Source organism: Carnobacterium gallinarum DSM 4847, from assembly GCF_000744375.1.
GTDB classification, from domain to species: Bacteria; Bacillota; Bacilli; order Lactobacillales; family Carnobacteriaceae; genus Carnobacterium; species Carnobacterium gallinarum.
Genome location: NZ_JQLU01000004.1, coordinates 341,210 through 362,047 on the forward strand (window position 1 = coordinate 341,210; position 20,838 = coordinate 362,047).

General features: G+C 34.8%; 17 protein-coding genes. 3 read left to right on the top strand and 14 right to left on the bottom strand.

Translation table 11 applies throughout. The features are described from left to right. Positions 1-135: 135 nt before the first annotated feature. From BR43_RS04360 to BR43_RS04375, 4 genes are all read right to left on the bottom strand, one after another. The gene (locus BR43_RS04360; RefSeq protein WP_034560029.1) at positions 136-1,041 is read right to left on the bottom strand and encodes an RluA family pseudouridine synthase; all 906 of its coding nucleotides are present in this window, start codon (positions 1,039-1,041) and stop codon (positions 136-138) included. A gap of 30 nt (positions 1,042-1,071) precedes the next feature. Further along, positions 1,072-1,530 carry a signal peptidase II gene (lspA, locus tag BR43_RS04365; protein WP_034559852.1) on the bottom strand — a complete coding sequence of 153 codons (459 nt, stop codon included), beginning with the start codon at positions 1,528-1,530 and terminating at the stop codon, positions 1,072-1,074. A gap of 169 nt (positions 1,531-1,699) precedes the next feature. Then, entirely contained in the window at positions 1,700-3,055 is a 1,356-nt protein-coding gene (locus BR43_RS04370; protein ID WP_034559854.1) for a L,D-transpeptidase family protein, read from the bottom strand. 200 nt (positions 3,056-3,255) lie between these two features. Next, the gene (locus tag BR43_RS04375; protein ID WP_034559857.1) at positions 3,256-4,470 is read right to left on the bottom strand and encodes a pyridoxal-phosphate-dependent aminotransferase family protein; all 1,215 of its coding nucleotides are present in this window, start codon (positions 4,468-4,470) and stop codon (positions 3,256-3,258) included. A 221-nt stretch (positions 4,471-4,691) separates the two neighbouring features. On the opposite strand from BR43_RS04375, the gene BR43_RS04380 reads away from it, so the two are divergent. Next, positions 4,692-6,326 carry a PucR family transcriptional regulator gene (locus BR43_RS04380; RefSeq protein WP_034559858.1) on the top strand — a complete coding sequence of 545 codons (1,635 nt, stop codon included), beginning with the start codon at positions 4,692-4,694 and terminating at the stop codon, positions 6,324-6,326. 24 nt (positions 6,327-6,350) lie between these two features. Here the strand turns inward: BR43_RS04380 and BR43_RS04385 are convergent, their stop codons facing one another. From BR43_RS04385 to allC, 10 genes are all read right to left on the bottom strand, one after another. Beyond that, the gene (locus tag BR43_RS04385; RefSeq protein WP_034559860.1) at positions 6,351-6,884 is read right to left on the bottom strand and encodes an NUDIX hydrolase; all 534 of its coding nucleotides are present in this window, start codon (positions 6,882-6,884) and stop codon (positions 6,351-6,353) included. Positions 6,885-7,048: 164 nt separating this feature from the next. Further along, the gene (gene arcC, locus BR43_RS04390) at positions 7,049-7,990 is read right to left on the bottom strand and encodes a carbamate kinase (RefSeq protein WP_034559862.1); all 942 of its coding nucleotides are present in this window, start codon (positions 7,988-7,990) and stop codon (positions 7,049-7,051) included. Positions 7,991-8,012: 22 nt separating this feature from the next. After that, positions 8,013-8,870: an oxamate carbamoyltransferase subunit AllH family protein gene (locus BR43_RS18960; protein WP_051933808.1), complete on the bottom strand. Its 858-nt coding sequence runs from the start codon at positions 8,868-8,870 to the stop codon at positions 8,013-8,015. A gap of 48 nt (positions 8,871-8,918) precedes the next feature. Further along, entirely contained in the window at positions 8,919-10,181 is a 1,263-nt protein-coding gene (locus BR43_RS20410) for a YlbE family protein (protein WP_034559864.1), read from the bottom strand. Positions 10,182-10,241: 60 nt separating this feature from the next. Next, positions 10,242-11,999, bottom strand: coding sequence for an acyl-CoA synthetase FdrA (gene fdrA / locus BR43_RS20415; protein ID WP_034559865.1), 1,758 nt, complete (start codon positions 11,997-11,999; stop codon positions 10,242-10,244). 34 nt (positions 12,000-12,033) lie between these two features. Further along, complete coding sequence (allD, locus tag BR43_RS04410; RefSeq protein WP_034559867.1) at positions 12,034-13,083, bottom strand: ureidoglycolate dehydrogenase; 1,050 nt, start codon at positions 13,081-13,083, stop codon at positions 12,034-12,036. Between the two features lie 87 nt (positions 13,084-13,170). After that, entirely contained in the window at positions 13,171-14,253 is a 1,083-nt protein-coding gene (gene allD / locus BR43_RS04415; RefSeq protein ID WP_051933809.1) for an ureidoglycolate dehydrogenase, read from the bottom strand. Between the two features lie 30 nt (positions 14,254-14,283). After that, entirely contained in the window at positions 14,284-15,072 is a 789-nt protein-coding gene (gene allE / locus BR43_RS04420; protein ID WP_034559868.1) for a (S)-ureidoglycine aminohydrolase, read from the bottom strand. Between the two features lie 101 nt (positions 15,073-15,173). Next, on the bottom strand, positions 15,174-16,424 hold the full coding sequence (locus BR43_RS04425; protein WP_157463937.1) for an MFS transporter: 1,251 nt from the start codon (positions 16,422-16,424) through the stop codon (positions 15,174-15,176). 13 nt (positions 16,425-16,437) lie between these two features. Continuing rightward, the gene (gene allC / locus BR43_RS04430) at positions 16,438-17,676 is read right to left on the bottom strand and encodes an allantoate deiminase (protein WP_034559876.1); all 1,239 of its coding nucleotides are present in this window, start codon (positions 17,674-17,676) and stop codon (positions 16,438-16,440) included. 235 nt (positions 17,677-17,911) lie between these two features. On the opposite strand from allC, the gene BR43_RS04435 reads away from it, so the two are divergent. Beyond that, entirely contained in the window at positions 17,912-18,760 is an 849-nt protein-coding gene (locus tag BR43_RS04435) for an alpha/beta hydrolase (RefSeq protein WP_034559877.1), read from the top strand. A 528-nt stretch (positions 18,761-19,288) separates the two neighbouring features. After that, the gene (locus BR43_RS04440) at positions 19,289-20,755 is read left to right on the top strand and encodes a peptide MFS transporter (RefSeq protein ID WP_211252902.1); all 1,467 of its coding nucleotides are present in this window, start codon (positions 19,289-19,291) and stop codon (positions 20,753-20,755) included. Positions 20,756-20,838: the final 83 nt, after the last annotated feature.

The following is a 20,838-nucleotide window of genomic DNA, read 5'->3' on the forward strand; positions in this document are numbered from 1 at the left end:
TGTGTATAGGTACAAAACTAGATCAATAACACATTATCTGTTTTGCTTATGCTCCTTCTTAGCCTCACAGGACTATTGTTAAAGGAAATATTTAATTTTTAACTAAAATAACTATAACGAATTCGCTTATAAATGTCAATCTTTATTTCTTAACTCTGTTAAAGTTTCTTCAAAAATTGCTGGAAGCGGTGCTTCAAAGGTTAGAAACTCACCAGTAGTAGGATGTTTAAAGCCTAATACCTTCGCATGTAAGAATTGACCATTGCCACTTAAAGTTTTTTTAGGTCCATAAGTTGGATCACCAGCAATTGGGTAACCAATATAACGCATATGCACACGGATTTGATGGGTACGCCCGGTTTCAAGTTTTAAGGATACTAAAGTAAAATCTTGTAAAGCTTCAATCACTTTAAAATGAGTCACAGCTGGGCGACCATCATCAATAATGGCTTGCTTTTTACGATCTTCTTTAGCACGACCAATTGGAGCATCAATCGTTCCTTTTTCATGAGGGATTTCACCATGAACTAACGCGATATACTCTCTTAAAGAAGTTTTATCTTTTAATTGAGCGGCTAATTTTTCATGAGCATGGTCATTTTTAGCTACCATTAATAAACCAGAAGTATCTTTGTCAATTCGATGAACAATTCCTGGACGAACGACACCGTTGATTCCTGATAAATCTTTAATATGATACATCAAAGCATTTACTAAAGTTCCAGTCATATGTCCAGCAGATGGATGAACTACCATTCCTTGAGGTTTATTAACTACTAAAACATCTTCATCTTCGTAGACAATATCTAAAGGAATATTTTCAGCTAAGATTTCTAAAGGAACTGCTTCAGGTTCAATAATCTGAATTTTATCTCCTTGTTGTACTTTGTAATTTGCCTTAGAAGGTTCTTGATTAACCAGAACTGCTCCTTCTTTAACCCATTGTTGCAATTGTGAACGACTTTTATCAGGTAATAACTCTGTTAAAACCTTATCTAAACGTCCTTTTTCTTCATTTACTGTGAAATTATGTGTATCCATTTCCATTTTTTTCAAATCCTTCTTCTGCTGTTAAGACAGTTTTTTATTTTTTTCATCTAATAGTACGTAAATAATAACAAGTGCAACACCTATCGATAGAGAAATATCCGCCATATTAAAAATAGGGAAGTTAATAAATTCTAAACGAACCATATCAACTACGTATCCTAAACGCAAACGATCGACAAAATTGCCTAATGCTCCTGCTAAAATTAAGGCCAAGCCTAGTGAAAATAGCCAATTTCCTTTAGCGTATTTTTGCATAATATAAACGATAGCTACCACAACAATGGTCGTAATGATATAAAAGAACCACATTTGTCCTTCTAAGATACTCCAAGCTGCTCCAGTATTCCGAATATACATCCACGATAAAATCCCAGGAATGAATTCTTTTACATCATATAACGGAATATTTTGTACAACGATATATTTTGTTAATTGGTCTAAAAGTAAAAGTACAGCTGCAACTACATAATAAACTACCATGATTACCCTCTTTTCACAAAAACATTCTTTCTCTATTCTACAATAATAGCTGGGCTAAGGATAGTTTTTTATTTGCAGATTGCGAACTTAATAGGAAATTTTAATAAATTATTTAAAAAACCAACAAAGATGATGAAAAAAATCATCTACTTTGTTGGTTTACTTGTTTTTAAAAGACTAATACTGGCGTTCCAACAGGTGCAGCATCAAAAAGTTGAGCCATTACACCAGGAGGCGTGTTAATACATCCATGAGAACCTTTTGTTAGGTGTAAATCCCCACCGTATGCTGGTTGCCAACTAGAATCATGAATTCCAACGCCATCCCAATCAATCGGCATCCAATATTTTACTGGTGTTGCATAATCTTCACCACGTAAAATAGCATTTGGTTCACGATTCCAAATATAGAACGTTCCTGGGGGTGTTGGAGTAGATGGCTTGCCACTAACAATATCGGTTTCTAAAACCAGTGCGCCATCACGATAAAACCACATATGTTGAGCTGTTAAATCAACTTCTACATACGTATTGCCAATATCGCCTCCATAACCACTACCTTCATGTTGTGGATCACGATTTTGTAAATTGGTTTGCGTGGCTATATCTGAGGTTAAAGAAGTTGCTTCTTTAGTAACTAACAAATTCCAACCATAAATTCCCGGTGGAACTTGCACTTCCCCACGTTTTGAACTTTTAAAGCTACGAGTCTTAGCTTTTGTACTGTACTTAGTGTTTAATTCACCAATATAAGTAGCAATTGCTGATTCATCAATAGTCATTTTATTTTCAGGATTAACGTTCACCCAGCTTAAAAGTTTCTCAGGACTAACCGTTTCAGTTACACCATTAATAGTATAGCTGACCGTTTCTTTTGTTACGGAATCTAGTTGATTAAAATTTGCTTTCAAATCTGGATTGTCTGCATAAAGTGTGGGTTTTTGATAATTTCCATCCAAATTAATTTTGGTCTCACCTTTGTCAATTGCTGAGACTAAAACTTGTCGAACTTTGTTTAAATCAAATGTATTGCCATCAATTTCTGGTTTTAATACAAAACCTGTTGCATTTTTTTCAATTTTAGCATTTTCAGGTTTTACTCGCTCTTCATTAACTAGAGGTAACTCATTGAAAAATTGATTAAATGTCGTCTCATCATATGTTACATCATTCATTTCACTCTTTTGGCTTGTATTTGTCAACAGGCGTACTGGCCAACTCCAAGAATTTTGTTCTTTTTTAAGTTGAGTTAGTTTTTTTGTGAAATCTTCAGTAATTCCAATATCGGCACCTTGAAACTTGAAAATTTCAGTCTCATTTTCTGTTACACTAAATTCTTTAGTACGATAATATTCTTGTAAGGCTGAATTTGCTTCAGCAACTGTTTTATTTTCAAAACTCATTCCATCTACCTTGGTTTTAGGCATAAATTTAGTTTGATAGCTCATACTTTTATACACATAAAATCCAATCAAAACAATCAGAATGATGCTCATTATTCCAACTATTTTTTTTCTAGTACTCATTGTTTCATCCCATCCTTTTAAATCTATTCCTTATGTAATGTAAGAGATAGTTATTTCATTTTTATTAAAAATATTTCTTTTAATACATCCAATGTTACAATTATATAACAAAACAGGAAATATTTCATCTGTTTTTTCATTTTTTTGAAAAATAAAACGATATCAAATAATCTCTATTTGATATCGTTAAAATTTAGTCCTTATTGTTCCGTAGCATAAACCTTCATTGCAGCTAAAGTCGCTTCACCTTTTATAATCGTACCACCATGATATGAAATCGAAGATTCTAAAGCTCCTAATGTGTGTAAGACATTTTCTTTGCGGCTACTATAGCCCATATTTCCAATTCGCCAAATTTTGCCTTTCAGAGAACCAAATGAACTTGCAATTTCAACACCAAATTCATTTAACAACGTGCTACGAACTGATTCGCCATCAACATCTTGTGGAATCTCAACACAGGTAACAGTAACCATTTTACTGGATGGATTGCCGAATAACGTTAATCCCATTGCTTTAATTCCAGCAATTAAAGCTTTTTCATTTATTAAATGGCGAGCATATCGATCATTAAGACCTTCTTCAGAAACAATACGCAAGCCTTCGTGAATGCCGTAAATCATAGAAGTCATTTCTGTGTGATGATTAATATGCTCCGGACCCCAATAACGTTGAATTTGACTTAAATCTAAATAATTACTTTTAATAAAATCATCATTTCTAAATTCTTCTGACAATCCTAATTCCATTTGGTATCTAGAGGTTAATAATTTTTCAACTTTGTCATTGTAGGTGATTGGTGCCATGCCTGATGGTACGCTTAAACATTTTTGTGTGCCACCAACAGCAATATCAATTCCCCACTCATCTACTTTAACTGGTGTGCCACAAAAAGTAGCAACTGCATCCACTAAAAATAAGTGATCATTTGCTTGACAATAGAGCCCAATTTCTTTTAAATCTTGAATTTGACCAGTGGACGTCTCACCATGGACCATAGCAACAATTTTTGGATTAAATTCTTTAATAGCTGAGATAACTTCCTCAGCCTTAAACGTTTGTCCCCACTCTTTTTCGATTAATTTGACTTCTGCGCCAGCTCTTTGGGCTAATTCAACAAATAAATAACCAAATCGACCATATGCTGGAACTAAAACACGATCTCCAGGTTGAACAAGCCCTAACATAGCAGCTTCTAGACCAGATCGAGATGTCCCATCAACAACAAAGGCTTGTTGATTTTTTGTTTCAAATGGCGTTTTTAATAAAGTTGAAACTTCAGTCATTAATTTGAAGAACTCAGGATCATATTGACCAATAATCGGAGTTGATAAAGCTTTTAAAACTCTTGGATCAGCTTCGACTGGACCGGGTGTCATAATTGTACGTGTTGGGACAGAAATTTGTTTAAACATAATACTTCCTCCTTCGTAATTTAAAGCGGATGCTAAGACTTAACTTAAAAGCAACACTTTCTCTCACTTACTATTTTAATAGAATTCCTCTCCTGATTCCTTGTTCAAATAAGACAATAAAAGAAAGGAATTTCGTTCAAATTAACTAACTATAAGATTGCTTTCACTAAAAAAAAACGGTAGAATAATTAAATGAAGTCACATACTTAGGAGTTAACCTTATGACAACGATTGGGGATTTATTAACCATTCCTTATTTTTCTACGATTCAAGTATTAAACCAACAAGCTGATTTAACAAAACGTGTGGATACGATAGAGATATCTGAAACACCGGATGTAGCCTCTTACTTACCTGAAAATGCTTTTTTATTAACAACGGGAATGGTATTTAAAGACGACCCAGCGGGTTTTTGCACTATGCTACGTTCTTTAGCCGCCTTGCCTGCAGCGGGAATTGGAATTAAATTAGGCCGCTTCATTGATGAGCTTGACCCAAGTGTTTTAGCTGTTGCTGATGAATTGGGGTTACCCGTTCTGCAAATCCCTGCTACGGTTACATTAGGAACCATTTCACATCAACTTTTATCTTACTTATGGGATCAAGAAACTGAAAAATTGACATTTGCTTTGGATATCCAACAAAAGTTTTCTAATATGATGATTAAAGGTGCTACCTTAACTTCTTTAATTAGACATTTAGGTTCCATTTTAAAAAGACCTGTTCTTTTGGTTAATCCCTTTTTAGATAGTGTAGCGGAATCTAGACATTTGCAACAAGATCCTGAATTTGCAAAGTTCACTATTGATAAAATTAAACCAAAATTAAAAGAAGCTCAACAATTAGGAAAAGAATACTCTTTTGTTATTGAGAACGAGCATGAAAAGCGCTTGTTAGTTTCAGTCTTCCCAATTATGAGTAGCGCATATTTTCCCTATTTATTAGTTATTTTCAAAGCAGATCAAATTCCATATCCATTTTCTCAATTTGCAATTGAACAAGCCAATACGGTCCTCTCGTATACCCTTTATAAAAATTTGAAATTAACTGAAAGCTCGTTAAATCAAAAAGAAGATTTTTTCTATCAACTTATTGAAAAGAAAATACCTGAAGAATTGAACTCAATTAATTGGTTAGATTATGGGAAAGACTACGGCTTAATCTCTTCTAATTATTACCGAGTTGTAGTGATTAATTTTGAAGAAAGTTTACAGGATCAAACCAATCAGCAGCTTTCTGATGATCGCTCTAATTTAAGTTATGAATGGCTAAAAAAACAACTAAATCAACAGTTTAAACATGGATTATTATTTCCAATCAAGCATAGTCATTATTTTGCTTTACTTCTTCAGAAATCGGTTCCTTTGTTAAGTGAAAAATTAGTATTGATTCGCGAAGGACTATTGAAACAACTTCCAATTTCTTTGCATTTTTCTATTGGGAATGAAGCGACTAATCCTGCCAGTATTCATTTTTCATTTAGTGAAGCGATGGATACCCTAGAGATTGGCTTAAAAGAAGATACTCAACCCGTTATTAGTTTTTTTCAATCAAAGGGGCTTAATAAGTTAATCGAATACATTCCAACAGAAGACATTGAACATTTTTGTATTGTGAATTTGAAAAGTTTAGCTTATCCGCAAAGCGAAATGAATCGCGAACTCCGTCGCACATTAAAGATCTACTTAGAATCTCAATGTGAAATTACTGTCACAGCTAAAAAATTATTTATTCATCGAAATACAGTTAAATATCGAATTGCTAAATGTGAAGAGTTATTTGAAACACCTATTAATGATCCAGAATTATCTTTAAATTTACGTTTAGCCTTAGTTTTATCTGAAACTGAAACTTAAAAAAACTATTAAAATGCGTACTTTTTAACTTTGAAAATAAAGCAGTAACGCAGTTAACGTGAATCCATCTTTAATTTCATTTGTTCGGATCATGTTGAGCAATTCGGCCTTTGAAAACCACTTTACGTCATTTATTTCATCTGAATCAAAAGTTGTTTGTGAAATATGTTCCTTTAATTGACCAAAATAAAGATGAAATTCTTGATTGCTAATTCCGATACTTGAAAAATAAAAATAGTCTTGCTTAAGTAGTTCAACAGTATAACCTGTTTCTTCTTTGACTTCACGTTCAGCTGCTAAAACGAGTTCTTCTTGGTCTTCTACACCCCCAGCCGGAATCTCCCACATGTTTTGATTTTGGATATACCGTCTAGCTTGAATCATTAGAATTTCATTTTTAGAATTGACTACTACAGCACCCACTGCTGGATGTTGAAAATCAAGAACATGGTATTCTGGGTAAGTCGTTCCAGTTTTTGTTGTAACGGAGTCGCGAAATAAGTTTACCCACTTACTTTGATAAATAACTTCTCTAGAATTTCGTTTAAAAAATGACATTTTCTAACCTCCTTCTTTAAAAAGTTTCTGTTTCTAATAGTTTAACATATTCAATAGAAATACTAAAAAAGAAGGAGTTGCTTTTCCCAGCATTTATGCAGATAAAAAGCTTGAGACAAAACTATTTCTTAGTTTTGCCCCAAGCTCTTCTTTTAGTAAAGTGATTAATCAGGTAATACTCTAGTACCAGCCTTACCTGCTAAGGCACTGACAGCTTCGTCTAAGGAACAAATAATAGCTTCCTTGCCTTGTTCTGCAAAAGCAATCGCTGCTTCCATTTTTGGTCCCATACTACCATCAGCAAAGTGTCCTTCTGCCATATAACGTTTCGCATCAACTAATGAAACACCTTCAAGTTTTAATTGATCAGGCTTGCCATAATTTAAATAAACGTTTGGTACATCTGTTAAAATCATAAAAACATCTGCATCCACTTGTTCTGATAAGCGTAAAGCAGAACGATCCTTATCAATCACAGCTTCTACACCTTTTAAATAACCTTTTTCATCACTAACAACTGGAATTCCACCACCACCAGTTGACACAACAATATTATCGAGGTCAATAAGTGCTTTAATAGCATCTACTCCATGAATTTTAACGGGTTGTGGTGATGGAACTACACGACGATAGCCACGACCTGCATCTTCTGCAGTTACCCACCCTTTTTCTTTTTCTAAAACTTCTGCTTCTTCTTTAGTAAAAAAAACTCCAATTGGTTTAGTTGGTTCTTTAAAGGCTGGATCTTGAGCATCCACTTCAGTTTCAGTTAATAAAGTTACAACATCTCCACTTAATTGGTTTTCCTTCAAGGCATTTTTTAATGTTTGTTCCATCATATAGCCAATGAAACCCTGTGATTCAGCACTACAAACATCAATCGGTAAAGCGGGTACAAATTCTTTTGCTTCTTCATTTTGACGTAAGATATTGCCAACTTGTGGACCATTTCCATGTGTCACCACAACTTGATGACCCGCTTTTTTTACTTCGGCAATTAAATCTGTACTCATTTTGACATTCGCTAATTGATTTTCAAAGGTTGCTTCTTGATTTGGACGTAAGATAGCGTTTCCACCTAAAGCGATTACAACACGTTTTCCCATAATTTAGTTCGACCCCTTTTTCTTAGTTATAACGAATCAGTAATCCTGCCAATAGACCTGTTGCGGTATCGACACCAGACGTATGTCCGTTTTGTATTAACTTGTTAAAAATAATTGTTAACTTTTGTTGATCATTGCCAGTTGTTAATTCTTCAATCAGCTGAAGTAACGTTGTACTAAATTGACCTTTTAAAGCCGCAAGTAAATAAGCCTTTCCAATGTCAGTTGTTAGTTGTTCCCCATAAAGTAAATTTGTTAAAATTTGATTAACTTGCTGATCTAAAATGGAATAAGCTTGTTGAAGACAGAAAAGACCTACTAAGAAATCATCCCCGGATGGTGTCAATCCAACACCTCGACCAACATAATATCGTAAACCTGCTTCTATTTCTGAAGCATCAGTTGATAACAGTTGTTGAAAAGCGTGCTTTAGTGGGTTATTCCCCTCCATAACAGCTTTTAATGATGTAGGTAAAGCTGTATCAAACCCATTTTTTAAAGAACATGTTTTTGCCAGATTGATAAGACCATTCATTTGCTCCTGTTTCAAAGGGAGTTTTGTTTGGAGTAATGTTGTTTGATAAGTAAGGCAATTAGTAAGTGTTACTTGCACTGTTGGATTTGTTTGATCGTAAAAACAGTCATCCTTGAAATAAAGACAGCTTTCAGCTGTGATCTGTTTTTTTAATTTTGTTAATTCAAGATAGGTTAAATGAATTGCAAAGGGCAATTCTCCATTCTTATCTGATCCAATAAAAAGGAGTTCATTCTGTTGATTAACAAAATTTATTCCATTATCAAAACGACTATGAAGGCGCCAATGATTATTCTCGTTGAACTGTTTTGTTAATTCTTTAGCATATTTCCAAGCAACAATCATTTGACAACCTCCTTAGTAGCTAAGATAAACTATTTTTATTTAAGTCAATTAAACAGTCATTCCTAATTTTTTTGCATAAGCAACAATGGCTTTTTCAAAGCATTCGATTGGTGGATGAACAGTTCCAGCACCAATTTGACCAGCACCGGCTTTTTTATTAGCAATTCCAGTGTTAATGACTGGAGTAATCCCAGTTTCAACAACTTTACGCGCATCAATTCCTAGGCAAATTCCTTGGAAATCCCATGTTGGAACGGTAAAATTAGGATTTTGATCAATTACAATTTCCAACATTTCATTACTGATAGATAGGGCATCATGGAAGCCTCCAGTCCCAATAAAACGTGTGACTGCAGGAGCGGCGATCATAGCCATCCCACCAACACCGAAAGTTTCAGTAATCGCACTATCTCCCATATCCGGGCTTGCATCTTCACCTGTAAAACCAGTGAAATATAGACCTTGAGGTGTATTTACTGGTCCAGTAAACCATTCATCACCCATCCCACTAATACGGATTCCAAAGTTTTCACCATTACGACACATTGCAGTAACGATGGTTCCTTCTTCAATCATTCGTGCGCCATCCATCACAGCTTTAGCAGCAGCCATCATAATATTTAAGAAAAATTGATCTGTATCTGCTAAGAATTTAATCACTGCTTGACGATTGTTATCATCCATATCTAGTCCAACAATAATTGGTGCCATTTCTTTTAAAAATGCTAATGATGCTGCAATATTACGTTGATGGAATTCATCTCCCATGGCAATCGCTTTAGCAATTAAAACATTTAAGTTCACACCATTTTCTAGGGTTTGTAATGCTTGACTCAACGTTGGTCCTAAAACATCACGCATCCAACGTAGACGTTCAACCACTTCTTCTGAATAGGCACCAAAGCGTAAAACAGCTCCAATTCCTTCATTCATCGTACAATATGCAAAATTTTGATCAGTTTTATTTTCAACAATAAAGACTGGCATATTTCCAGAAGTGATTCCTCCCATTGGTCCCACAGCATCAAAATGATGACAGGGCATAAATTCAACTTTTCCGTCTTCTAATAAAGCTCGAGCGCTGGCTTCATCAGCCGCCCATTCTTCAAATAAAACAGCTCCGATACAAGAACCTTTCATTGGATCAGGCATATTTTCCCATTTGATTGGTGGGCCTGCATGTAATAATACTTTTCCTTCTAAAACAGGAATTACTTGTTTTGCTGGAACAACATCTAATAAAAATGGTGATGATGCCACTATTTTTGCTGCAACAGCTTTATTTGCTTCATCAATTGTTTGATACGTCATGGGTATAGCCTCCTAATAATTTAAAAACGAATGGTTTTTTGAATGTAATCTTTTATCTAATTACGCTTTTTTATAGTTATTTAAGAAATACAAAACTTTTTGAAGTGTTACATCGCCACCGGCAGCTGGTCTCCAGTCAAATTGCACAGCTTTTCCACCAGTCTCACGAATTGCTTCGGAGAAACTTTTTAGCCCAATATTAATTACGCTTGGTTGAGTTGTCAATAATGCCAATACTTTATCTGAGACTTCAGGAATAGCTATTTCGACAGTTGAATCTGGTGCTGTAATTGTTTTATCTGGATCATTGACGTAATGACCTAACATAGCTAAACCAGTACGAACAGCTTTATTGTTACTTTCACAGACAATTACGCCGGCTTCTGTTAAAATTTCTTGTTGACGTACTAAGTTTTGAGGATCGCTTGTTGTTCCAACTACTGTTCCTAAAACAACTAATTCACGACCAGCTGCTTTAGCTTTTGCCTTAACTTCTTTAATAGCGGGAGCCAACTCACTAGCCATATCCATATGGGCACCATAACCTAAAACAACATCTACTAAAATAATAGCTGTTTCAGCATCATCAGCCGCTTGTTTAATCATTTCAATACGTTTTTCTGGGTCGATCATTGGATGAGGTTTTCCTTGGGTATACATATCGTCACCTAAATCAATGACTTCATTACCTTCTGTTTTTAGAACAAAACCATCTTGTTTAATTAAGCCAGCTTTTAAATGTAATGCATCCGCAATCAACATTCCCGCTTCACTAGCTAATGTTCCGCCAGAGTAATAACCTTTCAAATGTTTTTGTGAAGGTTGAAGCGTTACTTTTGGAACGCTAACCGTTTCATCTAATGCTGCAATTGCTTTGCCATTTAACAAATCAACAGCAATCTTAGCTGTTTCTTCTAACGTATAAGCAAAATAAAGATTTTCTTCATGATGAGTTGGTTTTTCACCTAGGAAAATAGCTACTACTGGTTTTGATACTTTTCTTAATAAAGCCACAACTTTATCACGAACTGCTTTTGCAGGTGGCTTAGAAATAACGACAATAATATCTGTTTGAGGATCTTTTTCTAAAGCAGCAATGCTATCCAGCATCGTAATTCCACCAATTTTTTCAGATAAATCACGTCCACCCGTTCCAATTGCATTTGTAACTCCAGCACCTAATTTATCGATAATTGTTGAAACTTCTTGAATCCCTGTACCTGAAGCTCCGACAATCCCAATTTTGCCAGGACGGACGATATTCGTAAAGGCCATTGGAACACCATTGATAATTCCTGTTCCACAATCTGGTCCCATTACTAACAAGCCTTTTTCATGGGCCTTTTGTTTCAAATGCAATTCATCTTCAATCGACATATTGTCACTGAAAATAAAAACATTTAACTCTTCATCTAAAGCTTTTTCAGCTTCTAAAGCAGCATAAGTTCCTGGAATCGATAACAAGGCCATATTTGCATCAGCCCCCATTTTAATTGCTTTATCCCAAGTTCGTGCAGCTTCATCAGCAGTTTCATTAGAAGAAGTTGCTTGAGAAAGTAAAAATTCATCAACTTCAGCTAAAACAGCATCAATAATTGAGGCATCTTCAGTATCTAAAACAATAGCTAAATCATTTGCAGAAGCATCTTCAAGTTCTGGAGTGCGTAAGCCGCTGCCACCCATGATATCTTTATTAGCAGGTGTCCCCATCATAATTGACACACGCTCAATTCCATCCATTGTGCTAATTTTATTGGTTAACAACATTAATACTACAGAATCTTGATAAGCATTTTCTTTAATAATTGTGTGTAACATTCCAATTCCTCGCAATCTTTTTATAGTTTAAAAGTTATTCAGCAAATTTATTTTTATGATCGTAACGATCAAAGTGAATGGCATCACCTGTCAGATAGTCATAAATATCATCAACAATTTCAATCCCATTTTTTTCATAATTTTCTTCTCTTTGACGTCCACGTTCACCAGGATAATTAACTTCAGTGAATCCTTCACTTGGTTTAATTTCTTTTAATTCATCCAACATTTGACTAATATTCGCTTTAAATAGGTCTAAATCAGTAAAGTTGGCTGGATTTATGACAATATGCAACTGACCTAGTTCCCGTCCAGCTGATAAATCATGATACATAGAACTCACATGTTTTCCAAAGGGTAATCCCAATAAAATACCTGAAAGAACATCTACCATCATCATTAAGCCATAACCTTTTGGACCAGCAATCGGCAATAAAGCATTGACTTTAGTTGAATCCGTTGTTGAATTTCCCTCTGCATCTACTGCCCAATTATCAGGAATTGCTTCATTTCTTGAGCGAGCATGTAAAATTTTTCCCCATGCTTGAACCGTTGTTGCCATATCAAAGGTAATCATACGTTCATCTTGGCTAGGAGCTGCAAAAGCAATTGGATTTGTTCCAAAATAAGCTTCACTTCCACCAAAAGGTACAACCATTGGATCTGATTGACAAACGGAAATCCCAATTAAATCTTCTTTAGCTGCCATTTCCACAAAATAAGCTAAGGCTCCGCTGTGGGACATATTTCGTACACCAACTACAGCTAAGCCAGTTTCTTTAGCCATTGTAATTGCTTCATCCATCGCTAATTTTGCGGCAACATGACCTGCTCCATTATCGGCTTCAAAGATTCCACAACTTGGAGCCGTTTTTCTAAAACTAAAATCTGGATTATTCGTAATTCCACCTTTAGCAATTCGCTCTGAGTAATATTCTACCCGAACTGCCCCATGTGAATGAATCCCACGTGCATCTGCAAAAGTTAAGACATCACTGACAATCCCCGCTTGGTCTTTTGGCAAACCTGCTGCTTCGATTTTATCTTGCATTAATTGATGTAGTTTTTCTTTGGTTACTTTCATATCTCTCTCCCCACTATTCTATTTTATTAGTCCCAATAGACTTTATTCATCTAGTAAGTACTATTTCTTACTAGCTAATTTTCAATTTTATTTAGCCAGTTCCTTTTCCCCAAAAGCACTAGCTTTGTCGTATCGATCAAAATGAATGGTTTCACTAGTTAAATAATCATAAATTTCTTTAACAATTGGAATCCCTTCTTTTTTATATTTTTCAGCAACTATTTCAGACAATTCACCTGGATAAAGAACTTGATCAAATCCAGCAGCTGGTTTAGTTTCGTGTAATTCTTCCACCATCTGATTGACATCCGTTTTGAATTTATCTAAATCAGTAAAGAAACTAGGATTAATGATAATATGCAATTGTCCTAAATTTCTACCAGCCGTAATATCTGTATACATTGATGAAACATGTTTACCAAATGGTAAACCTAGTAAAGTACCTGATAAACTATCAACCATCATCATTAAACCATAGCCTTTTGGACCAGCAATTGGTAATAATGCGTTCACTTCATGTGGATTTGTTGTTGGTTTTCCATCGCCATCCACTGCCCAAGTTTCTGGAATATCAACGTTTTTTGAACGAGCATCTAAAATCTTGCCCCATGCTTGAACCGTTGTTGCCATATCAAAAACAATTGGATCATGCCCTTTTCTTGGTGCCGCAAAAGCAATCGGATTCGTACCGAAATACGGTTCTGCTCCACCAAATGGAACGACCATTGGATCCGATTGACAAACAGATAAAGCAATCATATCTTGTTCAGCTGCTTGTTTAACAAAGTAAGCTAAAGCACCACTATGCCCCATTTGATGAACCCCAACTACACCAATTCCAGTTTCTTTTGCTAAACGAATAGCTTCTTTCAAAGCTTCTTTTGCCGCATAATGTCCAACGCCGTTATCTGCCTCAAACACTCCAGTACTAGGTCCCGTTTGTTTAAAAGCAAATTCTGGTGTTAAATTACTCCCGCCTTTGGCAATTCGTTCTGCATAATAATCTACCCGAACTGCTCCATGAGAATGAATCCCACGTGCGTCCGCAAATGCCAATGTTTCGGCAACGGTATGTGCATGTAAACTTGAAAGTCCTGCTTTTTCAAGTTTTGTTTGAATTAATTGGTGAAGTTCCGGTTCAGTTACCCGAACCATTTCTAGTTCTGTCATGATAAAAACTCACTTTCTATTAAATAAATTTTATAGTTGTGCATCTCGATTGCAATCTTTAGAATACAAATAACTAAAGCTTTCTTCACGTCCAACTGCATACGTTGCTTGAGGAACATAGGCTCCCATAAATAAATAATCTCCTTTTTTAATTGGTAACCATTCATTATCTAACACGTACACTCCGGCACCAGATAACATATACGCTCCATGCTCTTGTACATGCGTTTCGATATAACCATGACTTGCTCCAGGTTTAAAAGATAGAATATGGAAATTCATATCAAAGCCTAAATCTTTTGGTAATAAATCAGTTAAAAGAACATCGGACATACCTTCATAATGTTCCGCTTCAATATCATTGGTATTGCCACTAACTACATGCGCTTCATACCCCTTAACTACTTCATAGCGTTTTTTATATAAGAAAATCTCACTATTTTTACCATCATTCTGATTTTCTAAATACATTTTTTTCCCTGCAGGTAAATAAACATAGCCTCCAGAAGTATGGATGTATTCGCTTTCACCATCACTAACTTTGACTTTTCCATCTAAGATATAAACAAATGTTTCAACACCCGCTTCGCCATACCCCATTGTATTCTTGCCATCAGGTAGCATTGTAATAATATAATCAACAAAACTTGCTCCTAATTTTGGTGAAGATAAAATTGATAATTCACAATTTTCAAATCCTGGTACTGTATTTTTTACTAGACCATCGGGTGGAATTAAAGCAAAATTTCCTCTTCTAATGATTGAACGTGATGCTAATAAGTCATTACTATAGCCTGTATTGTTATTTTTGTATCCCATTTAAAAGACCTCACTTTAGTTTTAATATAAATTCGCTACAAGAATCCTTCTTCATAAAGATGATTTTTGTAGCGAATAACAAAAATTTTAATTATTTTAAATTAAGCTTTTTTCTTTTTCATTAAGATATTTGCACCTAAGAATAAAACGGTACCTACAACCATAATTAATGCTGAAAGATAAAAACCATTCACTTTGGAGCCTGTTGCATCTGAAATCACTCCTGTTACCCATGGAGCTAATACTGAAGAACTCATTCCGAAGAAGTTAAATACGCCAAATGTTGTTCCATAGCCTTTTTTAGGAGCGGTATCACCGATATAAGAAATAATAATTGGTTCAACGGCTAATTTACCAAGTAAGCCATATAAAACTAACCCAACCAATAAAATTCCAGATGATGGAGCTAACACAGTTAAAATCAACATTCCCGCTGCTAATAATTCTAAAACAACGATAAATTGAATTTTTTTAGATTGAAATTTATCAGATAAGCGACTGAAGAACAACGCTCCTGGAATTGCTGAAAAGGCAACTAATGCAGATGAAAAACCAATTGCAACACCTTGAAAACCACGTTCTTGTTGTAAGAATGAAGGCAACCAAGTTACTACCATGTAATAGCCATAACATGTTGCAAAATATAATACATACGAAGCAATCATATTTGGTGCGAATAACGTACTCATTGAAACTTTATCTTCTGGATCATTTTTCGTTTTGTTCGTAACGTGATTAACAACTGTATCTGGTGTTGTACGGATAATTTTAACAAAAGCAATCATAATGAAGACAACTAAAACAGCAACTAAATACATCATAATTTGCCATGGTAAGTTTAATTGTTTTACTAATAAACTTGAAAGAATTAATCCAACTCCCATACCTACAGCGGAACCACTATTAATAATTGCAGTAGAAAGACCACGACGTTCTTGTGGAATACTTTCAGATGATAATGAATATGCTGAACCATAGTAAGAACCACAGCCAATTCCGGCCATCAAACTACCAACATAAACCATTCCGATTCCATTTGCATTGGCAATGACAATTGCTGCAAGGGCAAATAATGTAAATCCTGGAATTAAGACGGCTTTTTTCCCGAATTTGTCTACTAAAATTCCAGCTGGTATTTGCATTCCGGTATAACCAAAAAAGTAAAAACTTGAAATAGCACCTAACGCACTATCGCTAATGCCTCCACCTAATGACAGATTTAATTCTGTAAAGATTGGTGATAATGCTGAACGATAAATCCAAATAACCGCCCATCCTAGACATAGCATAATGATAATCTGCTGCCAGTACTCTAATCCTTTTTTCTTCACTACTTGTTGTTGATTCTCCATTAATTGTTTCCCCCTAATCGATGTATGCTAATTCATAAAGTGCGGCTGCCATTGTTTTAACACCTTCAACCAAATCTTCATTTTTTGTATCTTCTGCTGGATTGTGACTAATGCCACCAATACTAGGAACAAAAATCATAGCTGTTGGAATATGTGGTGCAATAATTTGTGAATCATGTCCAGCACCACTATGCATCATACGATAGTTAATACCTTCTGCCTCAGATACTTTTTTCAATACATCAATAATCGTATCATCCATTGGAACAGGAGGTTCATTCATCCAAAGATCAATGTCAATTTCCATTCCCATATCGCTAGCAATTTGCTTCATATCATTTTCAATTTCAGTTGTAAATGCGTCTAGTTCAGCTTGATTCGTATGACGACAGTCCATTGTAAACAGAACTTCCCCTGGTACAACATTTACTGTATTTGGTTTTGGTTCAACTTTACCAAAGGTTAGGACTAAAGGTTCGCCAACTGCTCTAGCTTTATCAATTGATTGAGAACAGATTTTGCTAAATGCATAAACGGCATCTTTACGGTACTTCATAGGTGTTGTTCCTGCGTGATTTGCTTCACCTTTTAGGACAATTGTATAACGTTTTTGTCCAACAATACTTGTTACTACACCAACCGATTTGCCTTCTAATTCTAAGACATTTCCTTGTTCAATATGAATCTCAACAAAAGCTTTAATATCATCACGAACCGCTTCATCTGCTTGTTTAAAATCAAAACCAGCATTGTGCATAGCATCAACAAATTTCACACCGTTAAAATCAGAAATATCAACGACATCTTCTTTTTTTGCTTCATTAAATAAATTTTTACTACCCCAAAAAGCATATGGGAAACGGCTACCTTCTTCTTCTGCCATTGAAATGACTTCTAATGTACGAAGTGGTTGACCATATTTTTCTTTTAAAAGTTTGACTGCTAAGTATGCAGAAAGTACTCCAAATTGTCCATCTAATTTCCCACCATTTACCACAGTATCGATATGCGAACCTGCTAAGATGGTTTCATTAGGATATTTTGATCCTTCTAAACGACCAAACAAATTCCCGATAGCATCAAATTTTGTTGTCATTCCAACTTCTTCTAACTTAGCTTTGACGCCATTTTGAGCTTCTAACCATGAATCTGAATACAATAAACGTGTTGTTCCTCCAGTTGGATCTGCTCCGATACTAGATAACCATTTCACACTTTCTAAAACTTCTTTGTCTAAATCTAATTGAGCCATTTTGTTCATCCTTTCTGTTGTCAAACGTTGAATTCATTTACTACTTACTTACACCTCTAATTGTAAGCGCTATTCACAAAGATAGCATTGTCCAAAGAAGCTAAATCACTTAGGGTTTATTTGTCCATTCTAACCAAAAATAAATAGGTGATTCGGTATTTCAACCATAGGTGTTCTCTAAAAATTCCTGTATACTGAGGATAAAAATAAAAAACTTTAGAAATGGGGAAGGAAAATGTTAACTTGTCAAAATTTCACATACTTTCAAGATGAACATTACCAATTAGAAGCTTCTTTATATGTAGCAAATGAAAATAAAAAAAATCAAACGATTCTCTATTTACATGGTGGTGGATTAATCTGGGGCAGTCGTCATGACTTACCAGAAAGCTACATTCAGTTATTTGTACAAGCAGGCTATGATTTTATAAGTTTAGATTATCCACTTGCTCCAGAAACGGATTTAGCAGAGATTCTTAGTAAACTTGAACTAGCCTTCCATTGGTTCCAAAAAGAAGCTTTGACAACGTTAAAATTAAGTTCTACTAATTTTCATTTATTTGGTCGTTCAGCAGGTGCCTACTTAGCTTTTATTTGTGCTAAAAATCCTAACGTACCAGCTCCACAAAAAATAATTAGTTTTTACGGATATGCATCCATCAATGCAGCTTTCTACCTAGAACCAAATTCATTTTATCAAACGTATCCCCTTGTTCCATTAAACCTAGTAGATGCTTTAATTCAGCAAAAGCCAATCGTTACAGGTAGCTTAGAAAAACGCTACGGGATCTATCTTTATGCTAGACAAACTGGAAAATGGTTGGATTTGGTTTTGAAAAATCAGGCTGATAGTGAAAAGTACTCTTTATCTGATGAAGATCTAGCTTTACTCCCACCAACCTTTATTGCTCAAAGTACTGCTGATGAGGATGTTCCTTATCGAATCGGTATTGATTTAAGCTTGGCTATTCCTAAGGCAAAATTTCTTAGTATTCAAGGTTTGCAACATGATTTTGATCAAGACTTTAATGAACCTCAGGCTAAAAATGCCTATCAAGAGGCAATTAATTGGTTAAATAAGTAGGAAACCAAATCAAGCATGCCCCTTAAAAGTTAGCATTTTAAGGGGCATATTTTTTAGTGAGAGCGACAATTTTCCAGTTAGCTAAAAATAAATGATGACTATTACAAAAAGCTAAAATCTTTTTGTCATTTTATGTAGAAGTTAGTTAAAATTTTAGCATATCTTTTCGATAATGCACACAAGCAAATCAAATAGAACAAATCCAAATGAATTCTATTTTTATTTATTTTCCAATTATTCGGCAATTTAAAACTAAAAAAATCAAATTAAACCTCTGTTTCCTTATTAAATCATTAGTTTTACATTAAATTATTATGTGGTAACCTTTGTGAACTTTGGCATTTGCTTCAATTAGGAGTATAATTTAACCTTAGAGTATAAAAGATTACTGGCTTTGTTTAATAATAAAAGTAGATTGTTTTTTTATTTGACCACCGTTATACCTATCTAGACAATTTTGCCTACTGGGCTATTTTTAATTATTGACATACTTCCAAAAAGATTAGTGATCTCAATTATGGAGGACGAATGACGATGAAAAAAGAAAAAACATTTTTTGGACAACCATTTGGGCTGTCTACTCTTTTCTTTACAGAAATGTGGGAAAGATTTAGTTACTATGGAATGCGCGCGATTTTAATTTATTACATTTATGATTCAGTAACAAATGGTGGTTTAGGTTATTCTAAAGCATTAGCTGCATCTATTATGGCCATATATGGATCGATGGTCTATATGTCTAGTGTAATTGGTGGTTGGCTAAGTGATCGCGTTTGGGGTAGTCGTAAAACAATCTTTTACGGTGGAGTTTTAATTATGTTAGGGCATATCATTTTGGCCTTGCCATTTGGTGCAGGTGCTTTATTTGCCTCAATTGCTATTATCGTATTAGGAACTGGGATGTTAAAACCGAATGTTTCTGAAATTGTAGGTGGATTATATGAAAAAAATGATCATCGCCGTGATTCTGGATTTAGTATCTTTGTAATGGGAATCAACATTGGTTCTTTTCTGGCACCATTAATCATTGGGGCTGTACAAAAAGAATACAATTATCATGTTGGTTTCTCAATCGCTGCTTTCGGTATGTTAGCTGGTTTAATTCAATATTACTTCCAAGGGAAAAAATATCTTGGACCTATTGGTTTAAAACCTACTAATCCTGTTACTCAACCTGAGAAAAAAACAATTTATAAAAACTTGGCTATTGCTGCGGTTCTGATTGTTGTTGTTCTTGGTGTGGCTTTTGCTGTAGGACGTTTAGATATCGAATTTATCATTTTGTTATTAAGTATTTTAGGTGTTGCCTTACCTATTTTCTACTTTACTAAAATGATTCGTAGTAAGGATGTTAATGAAATTGAGCGTTCACGAATTTGGGCCTATATTCCTTTATTTATTGCAAGTATCTTCTTTTGGTCAATTGAAGAGCAAGGCTCTGTTATCTTAGCTATTTATGCAGATGAACGAACAAACCTTAACTTTATGGGGCTACATTTAATTCCCAGCTGGTTTCAATCATTAAATCCACTTTTTGTTGTATTAATGTCAACAATGTTTGCGTGGCTTTGGACTAAATTAGGTGATCGTCAGCCTTCTACAACGATTAAATTCTCAATCGGAATTGTTTTTGCTGGATTATCCTTTGTTGTTTTAGTGATTCCAGCGATGTTGAATGGTACTGAGGCGCTTGTTAGTCCAATGTGGCTAGTCTTAAGCTTTTTCTTAGTGATTATTGGTGAAATGTGTTTATCTCCAGTCGGCCTTAGCGCAACTACAAAATTAGCTCCTCGGGCTTTCCAATCTCAAATGATGAGTATGTGGTTTCTAGGTGATGCTGCGGCTCAAGCTATTAATGCACAAATCGTTTCACTTTATTCACCAGAAAATGAAATTATTTACTTTGCTGCTGTTGGTGGATTCACTATTTTAGTGGGCTTATTGTTATCTTTAATGAATTCAAAAATCAAAACGTTAATGCAAGGTTTAAACTAGTTAAACTAAAAAAAAAACTACCAGTTGGTGGTTGTTTTTTAGTTTATTTGTCAATTCTTATCAAATTTAATTCATAAGAATAG

Coding starts and splice junctions, on each gene's coding strand:
- BR43_RS04360 (WP_034560029.1), bottom strand. CDS start 1,041: ATGGATACACATAATTTCACAGTAAATGAAGAAAAAGGACGTTTAGAT.
- lspA (WP_034559852.1), bottom strand. CDS start 1,530: ATGGTAGTTTATTATGTAGTTGCAGCTGTACTTTTACTTTTAGACCAA.
- BR43_RS04370 (WP_034559854.1), bottom strand. CDS start 3,055: ATGAGTACTAGAAAAAAAATAGTTGGAATAATGAGCATCATTCTGATT.
- BR43_RS04375 (WP_034559857.1), bottom strand. CDS start 4,470: ATGTTTAAACAAATTTCTGTCCCAACACGTACAATTATGACACCCGGT.
- BR43_RS04380 (WP_034559858.1), top strand. CDS start 4,692: ATGACAACGATTGGGGATTTATTAACCATTCCTTATTTTTCTACGATT.
- BR43_RS04385 (WP_034559860.1), bottom strand. CDS start 6,884: ATGTCATTTTTTAAACGAAATTCTAGAGAAGTTATTTATCAAAGTAAG.
- arcC (WP_034559862.1), bottom strand. CDS start 7,990: ATGGGAAAACGTGTTGTAATCGCTTTAGGTGGAAACGCTATCTTACGT.
- BR43_RS18960 (WP_051933808.1), bottom strand. CDS start 8,870: ATGATTGTTGCTTGGAAATATGCTAAAGAATTAACAAAACAGTTCAAC.
- BR43_RS20410 (WP_034559864.1), bottom strand. CDS start 10,181: ATGACGTATCAAACAATTGATGAAGCAAATAAAGCTGTTGCAGCAAAA.
- fdrA (WP_034559865.1), bottom strand. CDS start 11,999: ATGTTACACACAATTATTAAAGAAAATGCTTATCAAGATTCTGTAGTA.
- allD (WP_034559867.1), bottom strand. CDS start 13,083: ATGAAAGTAACCAAAGAAAAACTACATCAATTAATGCAAGATAAAATC.
- allD (WP_051933809.1), bottom strand. CDS start 14,253: ATGACAGAACTAGAAATGGTTCGGGTAACTGAACCGGAACTTCACCAA.
- allE (WP_034559868.1), bottom strand. CDS start 15,072: ATGGGATACAAAAATAACAATACAGGCTATAGTAATGACTTATTAGCA.
- BR43_RS04425 (WP_157463937.1), bottom strand. CDS start 16,424: ATGGAGAATCAACAACAAGTAGTGAAGAAAAAAGGATTAGAGTACTGG.
- allC (WP_034559876.1), bottom strand. CDS start 17,676: ATGGCTCAATTAGATTTAGACAAAGAAGTTTTAGAAAGTGTGAAATGG.
- BR43_RS04435 (WP_034559877.1), top strand. CDS start 17,912: ATGTTAACTTGTCAAAATTTCACATACTTTCAAGATGAACATTACCAA.
- BR43_RS04440 (WP_211252902.1), top strand. CDS start 19,289: ATGACGATGAAAAAAGAAAAAACATTTTTTGGACAACCATTTGGGCTG.